At 42.2% G+C, this 13,785-nt stretch carries 11 protein-coding genes; 7 read left to right on the top strand and 4 right to left on the bottom strand.

Annotated features, from left to right (window positions below):
- The first annotated feature begins 259 nt into the window (after nucleotides 1–259).
- The 4 genes from H6H03_RS22715 to H6H03_RS22700 all read left to right on the top strand — a co-directional run bounded on the left by H6H03_RS22715 (nucleotide 260) and on the right by H6H03_RS22700 (nucleotide 3,692).
- On the top strand, nucleotides 260–1,783 hold the full coding sequence (locus tag H6H03_RS22715; RefSeq protein ID WP_190957332.1) for a SulP family inorganic anion transporter: 1,524 nt from the start codon (nucleotides 260–262) through the stop codon (nucleotides 1,781–1,783).
- Nucleotides 1,784–2,012: 229 nt separating this feature from the next.
- Nucleotides 2,013–2,648: a restriction endonuclease subunit R gene (locus tag H6H03_RS22710; protein ID WP_190957331.1), complete on the top strand. Its 636-nt coding sequence runs from the start codon at nucleotides 2,013–2,015 to the stop codon at nucleotides 2,646–2,648.
- A 217-nt stretch (nucleotides 2,649–2,865) separates the two neighbouring features.
- Entirely contained in the window at nucleotides 2,866–3,489 is a 624-nt protein-coding gene (locus tag H6H03_RS22705; protein ID WP_190957330.1) for a Uma2 family endonuclease, read from the top strand.
- Between the two features lie 59 nt (nucleotides 3,490–3,548).
- Nucleotides 3,549–3,692 carry a hypothetical protein gene (locus H6H03_RS22700; protein ID WP_190957329.1) on the top strand — a complete coding sequence of 48 codons (144 nt, stop codon included), beginning with the start codon at nucleotides 3,549–3,551 and terminating at the stop codon, nucleotides 3,690–3,692.
- Between the two features lie 105 nt (nucleotides 3,693–3,797).
- Here H6H03_RS22700 and H6H03_RS22695 read toward each other — a convergent pair whose 3' ends face one another.
- The 3 genes from H6H03_RS22695 to H6H03_RS22685 all read right to left on the bottom strand — a co-directional run bounded on the left by H6H03_RS22695 (nucleotide 3,798) and on the right by H6H03_RS22685 (nucleotide 6,497).
- Complete coding sequence (locus H6H03_RS22695) at nucleotides 3,798–4,988, bottom strand: GUN4 domain-containing protein (protein ID WP_190957328.1); 1,191 nt, start codon at nucleotides 4,986–4,988, stop codon at nucleotides 3,798–3,800.
- A gap of 91 nt (nucleotides 4,989–5,079) precedes the next feature.
- Nucleotides 5,080–6,120, bottom strand: coding sequence for a glycerate kinase (locus H6H03_RS22690; RefSeq protein WP_190957327.1), 1,041 nt, complete (start codon nucleotides 6,118–6,120; stop codon nucleotides 5,080–5,082).
- Nucleotides 6,121–6,164: 44 nt separating this feature from the next.
- Entirely contained in the window at nucleotides 6,165–6,497 is a 333-nt protein-coding gene (locus H6H03_RS22685; RefSeq protein WP_096540962.1) for a DUF565 domain-containing protein, read from the bottom strand.
- Nucleotides 6,498–7,064: 567 nt separating this feature from the next.
- On the opposite strand from H6H03_RS22685, the gene H6H03_RS22680 reads away from it, so the two are divergent.
- From H6H03_RS22680 to H6H03_RS22670, 3 genes are all read left to right on the top strand, one after another.
- Entirely contained in the window at nucleotides 7,065–7,703 is a 639-nt protein-coding gene (locus H6H03_RS22680; protein WP_190957326.1) for a hypothetical protein, read from the top strand.
- 10 nt (nucleotides 7,704–7,713) lie between these two features.
- On the top strand, nucleotides 7,714–7,929 hold the full coding sequence (locus H6H03_RS22675) for a hypothetical protein (RefSeq protein WP_190957325.1): 216 nt from the start codon (nucleotides 7,714–7,716) through the stop codon (nucleotides 7,927–7,929).
- 96 nt (nucleotides 7,930–8,025) lie between these two features.
- Complete coding sequence (locus H6H03_RS22670; RefSeq protein ID WP_190957324.1) at nucleotides 8,026–10,014, top strand: ArnT family glycosyltransferase; 1,989 nt, start codon at nucleotides 8,026–8,028, stop codon at nucleotides 10,012–10,014.
- Nucleotides 10,015–10,108: 94 nt separating this feature from the next.
- Here H6H03_RS22670 and H6H03_RS22665 read toward each other — a convergent pair whose 3' ends face one another.
- The gene (locus H6H03_RS22665) at nucleotides 10,109–13,414 is read right to left on the bottom strand and encodes an ATP-binding protein (protein WP_190957354.1); all 3,306 of its coding nucleotides are present in this window, start codon (nucleotides 13,412–13,414) and stop codon (nucleotides 10,109–10,111) included.
- Between the last annotated feature and the right edge of the window lie 371 nt (nucleotides 13,415–13,785).

The following is a 13,785-nucleotide window of genomic DNA, read 5'->3' as shown; positions in this document are numbered from 1 at the left end:
ATTATCCATCAGCTAACTCTACTGTTATCATGGGTTTGTAATCATTAAGAAATGTAAATGATAGTCATAGATACAAATAAATTTATCTTGATGATTGCGCGTTTACTACTTGAGGGCTGAATATACCACTGTAGCCATGATGTAATTAAAACCCAGTAAATATGTTTGAACTATTCAATGCAAACCCAGTTTGTGCTGCATTGTCATGGTTCATTTTGCCACGTCAAAAATTGAAAACTTTTCATTGGAGGATAAGCAAATGAGAAATTTGAAAACGATCGTAGACAAATCCTCATTTACTACCGAAGTACCAGCATCATTTGTGGTATTTCTTGTCGCCCTCCCTCTTTGTATGGGTATTGCGATCGCTTCGGGACTTCCGCCATCCCGCGGCATAATTACAGGAATAGTGGGCGGAATTATTGTTGGTGCGGTTTCTGGTTCTCCAATGCTAGTTAGTGGCCCGGCTGCTGGACTAGCGGTGGTTGTCGCAGAAGTAGTCCAACAATATGGCATTGAAATGGTTGGGCCGATTCTGCTGTTAGCCGGTTTAATTCAATTACTCGCAGGTATATTTAAACTTGGCCAGTTGTTTCGCGCCATGTCACCGGCTGTAATTTATGGAATGCTTGCAGGTATTGGGGTATTAATCTTCGCTTCCCAATTTCATGTCATGCTAGACGACAAACCGCGCATACATGGGATTGAGAATTTACTAACTATTCCCAACGCCATCTACAAAGCTTTGTTTCCTATAGATAGTAGCGTTCATCACCTTGCAGCACTCATAGGTGCAACAACTATTATCAGCCTTCTGCTGTGGGAGAAATTTAAACCCAGGAGTTTGAAGTTGATACCTGGTGCGCTTGTCGGGGTTGTAATTGGTACTGCGATCGCCACAGTATATCGATTCCCGATTCAGTATGTTGATGTACCTGGAAATCTGCTACAAGCAATTCAGTTACCAACACCTGCCAGCTTACCACGCTTAATTCAGGCACCAGTTTTGATTGATGCGATCGTGATTGCATTCATCGCTAGTACAGAAAGTTTGCTTTCAGCCGTAGCAGTAGATCGACTGCATACCGGGCCCAGAACCAATTTCGATCGCGAATTAACAGCCCAAGGAATTGGCAACATTATATGTGGATTCTTGGGTGCTTTGCCCATGACAGGAGTGATAGCCCGCAGTTCTGTAAACGTAGAAGCCGGTGCTAAAACGAGATTATCAACCATACTTCATGGTGTATGGCTGTTAATTTTAGTAATTGCAGTTCCAACGTTGCTTAAAATAATTCCCATTTCTAGTTTGGCAGCAATCCTAGTTGTTACTGGATATAAACTAATCGAAGTCGAACATATTCGCCAATTAAAGAAGTATGGACGTTTTCCTCTGGTAATATTTTCCGCTACTTTAATAGGGATTGTTGTTACTGACTTAATCACAGGTGTTTTAATTGGGATTCTGTTAACAGCCGTTTTACTAATTCACAAAATGTCTGTGCTGAATATCGAAATTATCAAGCACGAAAATAATCAGCGAATAGACATTCATTTACAAGGCGCAGCAACATTTGTGAGGTTACCAAAATTGGCGAACATTTTAGAACTTGTGCCTCCCGGAAGGGAATTGCATGTTTATATGCAAGACTTGGCTTATATAGATCACTCTTGCCTAGACTTACTATCGGTGTGGGCAAAACAACAGCAAAAAATGGGAAGCACTTTAACTATGCAATGGGATCGTCTGATAGAACGTAATCGCAAGCCATTTACTCTGTAAGACTGAAGCTAGATTTTTTCTCACGCAGAGGCGCAGAGGAGAGAACACAAAGAAAGACTTTTGCAAGAAGCCTTGTGTAATTAGCCAGGAGTTAATATAGATTTTATGGCGTTGCTGAATATGAAATTCAAAAATCCACTCTTACTCTCTGCGACTCTGCGTGATTTAAATTCATATTCTGAATCAGCAACGCCTTGGATTGAATTCCACCTGAATCAACCAAAAATATATGACAATTCTCAATGCTCGTAATTTATCCTTAGAAGAAGTTCAGCGTCTGTTTGGCTTTCAAGAACAATACGCTGATTCATTTTCTAACTACTTATCTCTGGAAACTCTCACCGAAGCAGAACAGCAGGAACTTCTGCAAATTAGAAATGACTTTCGACGCTACCTGACAGCAGGCAAAGTTTCTGAAGGTCAGGTAAAGTTTCTTGCAGTTGCACCTTTGCTAAGATTAGCTGGTTTTTATCGCTATCCGATTGAGATTCTTTTAGAGGAAAATGTTGCTGATATTGAAGTTGAGGATGAAGATATTAAAATTAAAGGTAGATTTGATATTTTAGCTGTTAGTAAAGCTAAACATACAAAACTTCAAAGATATTTTTGGGTATTGTTAATTGAATCTAAAAATAGTCAGATTGATATATCAACAGGTTTACCTCAGCTACTTACATACTCTTATAAAAATTTAGAGAATCAAAAATCAGCTTGGGGATTAACGACTAATGGTAGAAGTTATCAGTTTGTCTATATCGAACAAGGAAATCCCCCGATTTATTATTTGTTACCAGAATTAAATTTAATGGAAACAGAGCGTTCTAGTCAGTTATTACAAATTTTAAAAGCAATTTGTCAGCTTTAAAAGCAAGTATTGAGAGGTTGTTTGAAAAGTGATTGGGTGTGATTTTAATTGCGTTTTTACCCCCCTTAGTCCCCCCTTATAAAGGGGGGAAACAAGAAAAATCCGGTTCCCTCCCCTTTATAAGGGGAGGGTTAGGGAGGGGTAAAAAATATTTGATACATCAATCATGACTTTTCAAACATCCTCTAAGGCAACATACAAGCCAAGGTAATAATTTATGAGTCAAGCTATACCTAAACTAGTAACATTCGATGAATTTGCAGCGTGGCGACCTGAAGGCGGAAGATATGAATTACATGATGGCATAATTGTTGAAATGGCACAACCAGTTGGAGACCATGAAGATGTAGTTGGTTTTATAGCCAGAAAACTAACAGTAGAATTTGACCGATTAAATTTACCTTATATAATTCCTAAAACTGCTCTGATAAAACCTTCTAATTCCATGTCTGCCTACTCGCCAGATGTGTTGATATTAAATCGTCTGAATTTAGTGAATGAGCCATTATGGAAAAAAGAATCAACTGTATGTTATGCGGCATCAATTCCCTTGGTAGTTGAGGTAGTTAGTACCAATTGGGATGATGACTACTACACAAAACAAGGTAAATATGAGGTTATTGGAATTCCTGAATATTGGGTTGTAGATTATCTCGGTTTAGGCGCAAAAAAATTCACTGGCAACCCCAAACAGCCTACTATATCTATTTATGAATTAATCGATGGTGAATACCAAGTTACTCAATTTAGAGGTACTAATCGCATCGTTTCGCCTAATTTCCCAGAATTGAATTTAACAGCCGAACAAATTTTTCAAGCTGGAGGTTTCCCAACTAGTTAAAATTATCGAGAGAGCTTTTTACAACTTCTCTAATTACGAATTACGAATTACGAATTAGTATGAGACTACCTTGGGATGAATGGGAAGCAACTAACCATGAAATAGAAAAAGTAGCGAGCAAATTTATCTTTGCTAATTGCTATGACACCCAAAAAGCTAGCATTGTGCTACAAGCACAACAGTGCCAGGTAACGGAAACCTAGAAACCGCAATACTTCGTGCTAAATGACTTGTTTGTGAATCTTCACAATTTACTGTAAGCCTTATATGTTACAGTTTGCAAGTCTCGCGTCACCTCAGCCCCATCCTCAGCCCCCATCCCCATCAAACCCTCCACCCAACCACTCCACACCCCCCCGACCCACGACCCCAAAAAGCCACCCGACCCCTACATCCATCCCCGTGGCGGCAGGTAAATGTCCTTGCGGAGAATTTCTTGTGAAGGTCAGGTCTGAGTAAGATAGCCAGTTTTTATTAAAAAACATTCCTTTTCGCCATCCGATGCGATGGGCAAACTTTTCGTAGTCTTTTCCAACGCTTTCCCAGATTCGCTTTTGCACACTAAACCCAAAGTGCCCATCACTGTATTTTACCCACAGTTGGTCAATGGTGCGTAAGTCAGCGCAAGGAAAGTTATCAATAGATTTATAATCTAGCCAGCCTTCTTGTTCTCTGCCAGTGGCTTTAAGCATAACAGCCAGAGTTTCTTTATCCGCTTCTTTCCAATTCTCTGCTTTAAGTAAATCGCGCAACCGCGTATAGTCTACACCTTTCTCAGAGAGGAGATCCTTACCAGTAGATTGCTGTTGTTGTCGCAGCTTATTGGCTTTTTCTTGTTCTCGTTGTCTTTGTAGCTTATTTGCTTGTTCTTGTTCTTGTTGTCTTCGTAGTCTTTCTGCTTCCTGTCTTTTTAGCCTATCTGCTTGTTGTTGTTCCAGTAGCCGCAGCCTTTCTTGTTCCTGTTGTAACTTTCTATTTTCCTCTTCTTGTTTCCGTAGTCGCAGCCTTTCTGCTTCCTGTTTTTGCTGTTCGTCTCTTTCCTTCTTTAGCTTCTCAGCAGCCGCGCGAATTCCTCTAGCTACATCTGTAAAGGCTTCATCTTGATTGTGCCAATTCCTTGACACTACAGGTTCAGCATTCTTAGGCAAAGCTTGAAGTTTTCCAAATGGTGCGCCACTCCAATCAACACTTCGCAGAATAACTGGGATAACACAAGCCTCTCTTGCATTGTGACGTTCTATTGCCTTCTTAACTTCGACATCCCAACAATATTTAGAAAAAAGGAAATCTGAACTGATGAGCAACAGAATGATATCGGCAGTGTTTAGATTATCATTAATTTGATGATCCCACTCCTCTCCAGGTAGTATCTTGCGATCGTGCCAGCTTGAAATCACGCCCTGCCATTCTAATATGGTCAGGTGTTTAGCTAGTTCATCCCGTAGAGCTTCGTCTTTGTGAGAATAAGAAAAGAAAAGCCGTAACGATTCCTCTGGCATTTTTGGTTTCAGGAGTAGGATAAATCACGCTTTAAGCAAATTATAGTGTTTTTAGCTAATTTGCTTGAGAACCAATATCATGTCCGCCTAATTACGAATTACGAATTACTTTCCTAATACTCCGATCGCCATTTATCTCAATAACTAAATCAACCACTGTCGCATCTTTTACTAACGGCTTGATGAATAATTCCGGGTGAAGCGATCGCCAAAAATAATTGACAAATTTCTCTATCTCTGCATTGCTCATTCCCGATTTACCCGCAGCAATCATCTGTTGTTCTGCCTGTTTTCGCCACTCCAAAGAACAGCGATAATCAATGGGATACAACACAATTAAACTGTCTAATCGCTCCCACAGTGGTAGATAATCGTGGAGGCGAAGATTCATATCGCGGGCAAATGCTTTATCTTCGTTTGTAATAATTGGCGGCGGTGCAGTATCAAATAAATCTGGGTTGATTGGTCGCGCACCCACAAACCAGCCTTCAAATAGTACTATATCTATATTTGTAACGATTTCTGGATTAGTGCGATCGCCAGCACCCCCATACGCAGATTTATCAAAGCGGGGAATCATAACCGGACTTTGGAAATCGCGGATTTTATCTAGTACATTTAAACCTAAGTCGATATCGTGGGTTCCTGGGGGGCCGCGCCAAATCAAGCGGGGATCTTGTTGTGTTAAGAGCAAGCGATCGCTGTAAGTTTTATATAAGTCATCCAAAGACAAACTCACAGTCCGGTATCCCAACTGATGGAGAATCAAGCCCAGAACTTTGCACATTGTGGTTTTCCCAGTCCCTTGTCCTCCCAAAATCCCCTGAATCAAAGGGCGTCCCAACTCTTGGCGCTGCGATGCGAGTTTGATTCCCAAAGGCAACCACAAGTCCCACAAAACTTGTAACATTTCCTTGGGTTCTCTTTGCAGGATAGTTTGGCAGAACTTATTAAAAGCCGGCAAAACAGATTTTAGTAAATGCGATCGCTTTTCAATTACCTCATCAACATTTTCCACCGTAATCCCAAAAGCCTTTGCCCTCAACCCATCCGCCAACGCTGCTTCTCTTGCTTCTTGCTGCCAGCTTTCACTGACTTCTGAAACCAAAATTTCACCCAGCCACAAACTCATAATTTCCCCCCTGCCCCTCTGCTCCCCTGCCCCCCTGCGTCTCTTCACGATCCCAACTTAAACGCCTCAAGAAATAAGCTGTAGGTAAAGCCAACTTTCAGGAGATTTAATGAGTCTACCAAAAGCGATCGCCTGGTAAAAAAGGGCTGACGGTAAAATATTCTGCTAGTAATTTCCGTCAACACTACTAAAAAACCAGCTACCACAATATCTAATTCTGCCCGTTGACCGGCTGTGGTAGAAGCTGCGTTTCCCAGAAAAAAACCGAACAAAAAACTAATTATCAGCAACGACATTCGCCGCCAAGGATTTAGAAACCATTGCCCCAACTGTCTAGCAATGGCATCGAACAAGTTATTAAGACGTGTGTTTTGCATTAAAGGGACTTTTGGGAAAAAGTCAACGTACCTTGAAATATATCAATATTGAAACCAAGAAAATTGGTTTTAGCATCAGCTTGTTTGTTAATATTATAAATATCTGGTCGGCTTCCAGTGTCTATTCAAATTTTTTGTATATTTTATCATCTTGAGGCAAGTACATAGCCTCTTAAAAGGCTATTTTTACGCGTACAAGATGAAACATACCACCTAGATTTACTCTGGTTTGGCAATGAACGCTTTGTTGAGACCGCTGGCGGTTTCACGAAACTTTTATTGCTTGATACAAATGTATTTCCTGATTAAGTATCTAATTTTTATTTTTTTATGGAAGCTTACGTACAAAAACCGAGCAATATATCTCTACACTCCTTGCTAGTAAAACATCAAAGGAATTATTTCCTAGAAATGTTTGTTACTTAAAATGATATTTATCATACATTCCTCACTATAATTTGAGGAAAATTTATATCAGGTTACTTTGTGCGATCGCCTTTTATGAGAAAGGGCTACTATTTGGTTAAGCCTAGACAAAATATTTATTTCTAATAACTATTAATCAATATGAAATCTTCTGTGTATCGTAACCTCAGTGTTACAGCTTGCTGCTTGGGACTGCTAGTTGCTTTGGTGGGATGTTTGGGAGTAAGTGTATCGTTTGAGTCCACAAATCCAGATACATCTTCGCAACTGCCACCTGATAATTCTGAGTGGGGTACAGCTTCATCTACAGCGATTTCAGCTGAGAAGAATATTGTACCTAGTAACCTACCGACTGTAGCAACGAACCTAAGCAATCAAGTGCAAAATAGCACTAAAGAGAATACTTATCCTGTCTTGGCAAATCGCGATAAATCAGCTACCAAACCCAAGGATCAGGGAGCTTTGCGGATGAGCAATCAAACTAATCAGCCTGTGCGACTAGCCTTACTGGCGCGGCAGTCTGTAGCAAAAGGCTCTGGCAGCAAACAAATTAACTATGATGTCCCGGCACATTGGGATTTTGCTCCTCAAGAAGGTAGCGACAAGGGACTGATTTTATCTTTACCTCAGAATAATTTGAAGGTAGAAAAGGGAGATATTTTAGTTGCCTTTGCACAAGATGGCTCCCGCCGTTACTGGGGCCCCTATGTTGTTGGAGAAACTCAACTACCCAAGTGGAATTCCCAAAGCAAAGAATGGCAACTAGTAGTGAGTCCATAATTGGCTGGGCATGGGGCAAGCAGGAAGTGTGGGAGGGGTGGGAGGTGTGGGAGGTGTGGGAGGGCTGGGAAGAGACGGGGGCATAAATTGTCTTTCTCCCCACACTCCCCACACTCCCCACACTCCCCCCATCTCCCCACACTTCCCGCACTCCCCACACTCCCCACACTTCCCCATCTCCCCATTCCCCATCTCCCTCATCCCCCCCTTAAGCACGTATAATTAATCTTGCTCAATTACTTATTCAGCATTTGTTTTTTTCAAAAAGAACAAAATATAAATAACCAACGACTATTGATTAGTAATTGTTGACTATTGACTAATGAAAATGAAATTGAGTGTTAAAAGCACTGTCGATCAGTGGTTCAACAAAATGGGAAAAAATTCAACGCTTGGGATAACGGCGTCGATTTTGTGGTTGATGATGATTGGCTGGATAGCTTTTGTGTGGAATTTGGGCAATATTGGCTTGATTGATGAGACAGAGCCGTTGTTTGCAGAAGCTTCTCGCCAGATGTTCATTACAGGTGATTGGATCACCCCATTTTTTAATGGTGACACTCGTTTCGATAAACCTGCTTTAATTTACTGGTGTCAAGCGATCGCCTATGCAATTATTGGAGTGAATGAATGGGCTGTACGCCTTCCTTCTGCGATCGCTGCATTTGGCTTAATTTGTTTAGCTTTTTACACTGTACAGTGGTATTTGGCTAAACAAGACGAATTCGAGCAAGTTTCACGTCCTACTCGCCGCTACTTAATATCCTTTTTGGCAGCAGCCCTGATGGCGCTCAATGGCGAAACCATAATTTGGGCAAGAACTGGCGTCTCTGATATGTTGCTTACTGGCTGCATGGCATCAGCTTTGTTGTGTTTCTTCCTGGGGTACGCGAAGGGGGGGACTGAGGAGATGGGGAGACTTGTACTGAGCGGAGCCGTTGGCGCAGCCTCTCGTAGAGAAGTATGGGGAGATGGGGAGACAAGGGAGATAACCAATGCCCAATCCCCAATCGCCAATCGCCAGTCCCCAGTCCCCAATAACTGGTATTTAGCTTGTTATGTGTTAATTGCTGGTGGGATTTTAACTAAAGGCCCGGTGGGAATCGTCTTACCAGGGCTGATTGTTATCGCGTTTTTGCTTTATGTGGGCAAGCTGCGAGAGGTATTTCAGGAAATGCGCTTGCTCTTAGGTATACTGATAATTCTTGGGTTATCAGTACCCTGGTATGCACTAGTGATTTGGCGTAATGGCTGGAATTATATTAATGCCTTTTTTGGTTATCACAACCTAGAACGCTTCACAGAAGTAGTTAATGGTCACTCAGCACCTTGGTATTTTTACTTTATAATAGTGTTACTGGGTTTTGCACCATATTCAGTGTATTTACCTGTAGCATTATTCAAACTGAAATTTTGGCAGCGATCGCACTGGCTCTCTCAAGAACGTTTTCAGCAATTGAGTTTATTTGCCGGTTTCTGGTTTGTTGGCGTGTTTGGCTTTTTTAGCATTGCTGTTACCAAACTCCCTAGCTACGTATTACCTTTAATGCCAGCAGCAGCCATCCTAGTAGCACTGTTGTGGAGCGACCTTTTTGTAAGTACGTGGAAAGAAGACACGGGGAAAGAGGACACGGAGAAATTACTCCCCGCGTCGCCGCGTCACCCCTTCCCCTCGTCCTTCCTCCTCTGGAGTGGCTGGGTTAATGTAGGGTTTTTATCAGTTCTGGCAACTGTAATGTTTAACATTACCAATATATTAGGTAGCGATCCAGCCATAACCAACTTCCACGAACTAATTAAGCAATCTGGTTTACCTGTCATTGGTGGCGTAATTTGGCTTGTTTGTGCTGTTTTGGTTGCGGGATTACTACTGAGTCGTCGCTGGAATTATATAATTAGTGTAAATGCACTTGGATTTGTAGCGTTTTTAATTTTTGTCTTGACGCCTGCTTCATTTTTTATCGATCGCGAACGTCAATTACCTTTAAGAGAGCTGTCTGCAACTATACAGGAAGTCAGACAACCAAATGAGGAATTGGTCATGCTTGGCTTTAAAAAGCCGAGTGTAGTATTTTATAGTCAAACTCACGTAAATTATTTCAGATTTCCCCAAGAGACTCTAGAACATCTTCAAAACCAGGCAGCTAAGGGTCTAAAACCACCTTCGCTACTGCTGTTGGCTGAACAGAAAAAATTTCTGCAAATGGACTTACAGCCAGATGATTACAAAAATTTATCTACCAAGGGTGCTTATAATTTGATTCGCATTCCTTTCTTAAAAAAGAAGAAGGAAAAAATAGACATATCATAATTGGGCATTGGGCATTGGGCATTGGGTATTGAGCATTGGTTATTAATTCTTCTTTCTCACTCCCTATTCCCCATGCCCCATGCCCTATTCTCCATTAACATTTTTCATTTTGACTGTTGATAGCTAAAGTTTGATTAATTTGGTTTAGCAAATCTTCCATTGAGATCGATCGCGGTAATATCCGAGTAGCGATCGCATTGACAATAGTTTCTACTGATTCCAATCCATTCTTCTTTTGTTTATCAATTTCGTTATCAGCAACCCCAGTCCGAGAAACGCTTTCCGGGCGATTCAATGGTTGGTTGAGTACTAAAATTGGTGGTAACTTTAAAGGCGAATCTCCTAATGTTTTCAATGCTTTGAGTACATCTTTATGGATAGCTGATTCTCCTAAGCAAATTAATAACAAGTCAACACTTTGATGACGAATTTGTTGTAAAACTTCCGCCCAACACGGACTCATCGCCGCTTTGAAGCCTGCTGTTTGTAGGTATTGTATTAAAGCTTGGAACCACTCAGACCCCCGTTCAGGTGTTTCACGAGTAATGGAGGAGTTCCTTTGTGTACGATAACCTTTGGCTTGCTTGCGTCTTACTTGTGGGAAGTCACGCAACATAGCCAAATCCACTACTAAAATGTTGGGAGGGCAGCAAAAACCAGAAGCAATTTGCAGTACTGATACTAAGGCATCTGTTTTCTCGGTGGGAGTGCTGCTGTCTTTTCCTAATGGTGTTAAGTAAGGAAATACAGATAAACCTGGTATTTGTGAGGCTTTGAGAGTAGTTGCGACATCACAAGTAACCAACGGTATGGCCGCCAAACGTGGGTGTTGAATTAGTTGTTGTAAATAGGTTTGGGCTGTGGTACCTTCTACATCAAGCAAAATTACATCAAATTGCCACACCCGCGCCAAGAGTTCTGCCTGATCTAAATCATCAACTTCAATGACCCGATGTTCTCGCAATGAGGAGTGAGGATTAGCCGATTCAAACTCAGGATTTACTAACCTGAGAATTCGCAGTGGCGTCTTAGTTGGGATGGCGTTATTATCTGACCCCAACTGCAAAGCTCCTTGCGAAGTACATAATTTTTCTAGGAGTGGTGCCAATACCTGATGTTCTACTGGCAAGCTTAAAAAGCCATCGGCTCGGTTGGCAAATGCTTGTTCTTTTTCTGCTGCCGTTGCTGTCAAAATTACGGATATATGACGAGTTGCGGTGTCAGATTTCAGTAACGTCAGCACATCCCAGCCTGAGAGCAAGGGTAGCAAGGGATTAAGAAATATTGCTATTGGTTGCAATCGCCGAGCTTTTTCTACTGCTTCTGTCCCCGATCGCGCAATCACTACGCGATATCCTAAACTTTTGAGTTGTTCGGTCAAATCTTCAATATATCGAGCTACTGCTTCGACTACTAAAACCAACCGTTGGGAACTAGCGGCATGATATTGTGGGGACGTACTAACATGCTGACGGGCTGCTGTGAGAACTTCTGGTGTGTGTTGGTGTGGTTTTTGTGTGTCTTCTGTGTTTTCCAGATCTGGCTCTGAAAAACCTGCCTTGGGCGGACTCGGCGGTAGCAGCAGTGTGAACTGGCTACCTTTACCTTCACGAGATAAAAAGCTGACATCTCCTCCGTGGAGACGAGCCAAGGCGCGAGTTAATACCAACCCCAAACCTGTGCCTTCAAACTGGCGAGTCAGGGGATTTTCTAGTTGTTGGAATTTTTGAAATATTAAATGTTGCTGATGTTCGGGAATACCAATGCCTGTATCCCAAACTGTAAAAGCAATCCATCCTTCCCAACGACTCACCCGCAGCCCAATTTCCCCTGATACTTCAGTGAATTTAAAGGCGTTGGAAAGTAGATGAATCAGCATCTGGCGCAGGCGTAATTCATCGGCAACAATTTGATCTAGACCTGATTCAATGGAAAGGCTGAATTGGGGAGCAGATGAACGGGCATTTGGACTCGTAGGTGTAACTGTGGCTTTACTGGTTTGAGTGTGAATGGCTTTGGCCTCAGATAAAGCGCGATCGCACACTGCCCGAATTTTAACTGGGGCTAGTGTCAGCTCCATTTGTCCCGTCTCCATCCTGGTCAAATCTAAAATGTCATTGACCACACTCATCAGATGGCGTCCGCTTTGATGAATCAGTCCTGCATAACGCGCTTGACGTTCGTTGAGTTCTCCCAACTGCTGATCTACTAGCAATCTGGATAATCCCAAAACAGCAGTTAGGGGAGTTTTCAGTTCGTGGCTAATACAAGCTAAAAACTCATCTTTCAAGCGATTGAGTTGAATTAAATCGGCATTTTTGGCTGCGAGTTCTTTGCAAAGCTGCTGCTGTTCGGTGACATCAGTGGCTAAAACCAACCACAAATCAGTGTTGAGTGCCATCTCGGATTCAGCACTCATCACCTTCAACTCTGGACTCTCTAATGGAATTTTGGCAAATTGCCAGATTCGTTCCTGACCATTTTGCACTTCGACAATGCAAGTACAAGTACCTGGCTGACTATCCAAAAAGCAGCGACTGGTTGTCGTTTCTGTGGTTGTCTCTTGTTCCTTGAGGTTGTTAAGAGCAGGCAAGCATGATTGGGGCATTGGTTCGCTTCTAACCAACACCCGTGGGGTTGATTGTTCTTCCCCACCATTGGGATGAACTTTGATCCCTCGTTGCTTGACGTATTCTGGTTTCTTGGTTCGGACGGGGGCTAGTATTGCCTCAACCTGTTGTCTGACTCCTTCTGGGTCTTTTAAAACTCCTAATTGCTGCCACCAAGCTGGATTTTTGGCTACTACCTCGCCAGTACCCGTTTCCAACATTAAAGGCCAAGGCAATGTTTCCAACAACTTCAACAGTGGCTTCTGTGCCAATGACTGGGGTTGATTTGGCATCTGGGCCGGGGAGTGAGCGGGCAGGGCATCATATTTATGGGGATGTTCGCCAGAACTGAGTGAGCCAGGGATTTTTTCTCTAGCTAGCGATCGCAACAGCCGTGAGGTATCCACTAGTCCCAAATATTTATTATCCGAGTCAACCAACGCCCAATCCAAATTCTGCTCTTTTTGGGCTTGTTGTTGGCACAAACGCCAACTCAATTGCTCAACACGCTCAGAAACTGGTATTGTCTGTATTGGGTCAATGAGAGCTTGCCCCCAAATGGAAATTGATTGCTGTAAATTTAAATTTTTATCGTCACTATGGCCTAAGAATTTTTGGATTAAACGGACAGAGTACAGCAATCCGATGGGGTATTGCTGTTGATTAACTACTACCAAGCGATCGCACTGCTCTTTCTCAAAAATCTCCAACACCACCGCCAGAGTACTTGTTTGGGGGCAGCTAGGTACGGTTGCTTGAAAGTTATAAAGCGGATAATCTAGCATTGACATAAGGCTTTGGGGGTCATTCTTCCTGCGGAAACCTCCGGCATTCCCATCCGCCAACTGCCGATGTTCTTTGCGCCTGAAGCCATATCCTCTAAGAAGACTCATATAAGCAATTTTGGTTACGATTTCAACGCCATAAAACAATGGGACTTGCACTCACGGACACTTGCTGGCATCCGACCTTTAAAACAGAGGCAACTTTTCTTGCCGCTCCTCATTTCTAGCAAATAGCCTCACCAGTGTCTTACTGGTATTTAAACTCCTCATCGATAGCCACGGCTAAAACAATTATGGCTCCAAAGATTCGCTTTAGAACCTTGAGGAATTATAATGATTTAGAATGCGACATTCCTTTAAGTTCGTTTAAGTATCTT

Source organism: Nostoc paludosum FACHB-159, from assembly GCF_014698835.1.
GTDB lineage: Bacteria > Cyanobacteriota > Cyanobacteriia > Cyanobacteriales > Nostocaceae > Nostoc > Nostoc paludosum.
The sequence above is the reverse complement of the archived record's forward strand: the minus strand, read 5'-3'. Positions and strand labels throughout refer to the sequence as shown.

Excerpts from the sequence above, each read along its gene's own strand:
- H6H03_RS22705 (WP_190957330.1), top strand. The coding sequence starts at position 2,866 with ATGAGTCAAGCTATACCTAAACTAGTAACATTCGATGAATTTGCAGCG.
- H6H03_RS22715 (WP_190957332.1), top strand. The coding sequence starts at position 260 with ATGAGAAATTTGAAAACGATCGTAGACAAATCCTCATTTACTACCGAA.
- H6H03_RS22700 (WP_190957329.1), top strand. The coding sequence starts at position 3,549 with ATGAGACTACCTTGGGATGAATGGGAAGCAACTAACCATGAAATAGAA.
- H6H03_RS22685 (WP_096540962.1), bottom strand. The coding sequence starts at position 6,497 with ATGCAAAACACACGTCTTAATAACTTGTTCGATGCCATTGCTAGACAG.
- H6H03_RS22695 (WP_190957328.1), bottom strand. The coding sequence starts at position 4,988 with ATGCCAGAGGAATCGTTACGGCTTTTCTTTTCTTATTCTCACAAAGAC.
- H6H03_RS22665 (WP_190957354.1), bottom strand. The coding sequence starts at position 13,414 with ATGTCAATGCTAGATTATCCGCTTTATAACTTTCAAGCAACCGTACCT.
- H6H03_RS22675 (WP_190957325.1), top strand. The coding sequence starts at position 7,714 with ATGGGGCAAGCAGGAAGTGTGGGAGGGGTGGGAGGTGTGGGAGGTGTG.
- H6H03_RS22690 (WP_190957327.1), bottom strand. The coding sequence starts at position 6,120 with ATGAGTTTGTGGCTGGGTGAAATTTTGGTTTCAGAAGTCAGTGAAAGC.
- H6H03_RS22680 (WP_190957326.1), top strand. The coding sequence starts at position 7,065 with ATGAAATCTTCTGTGTATCGTAACCTCAGTGTTACAGCTTGCTGCTTG.
- H6H03_RS22670 (WP_190957324.1), top strand. The coding sequence starts at position 8,026 with ATGAAAATGAAATTGAGTGTTAAAAGCACTGTCGATCAGTGGTTCAAC.
- H6H03_RS22710 (WP_190957331.1), top strand. The coding sequence starts at position 2,013 with ATGACAATTCTCAATGCTCGTAATTTATCCTTAGAAGAAGTTCAGCGT.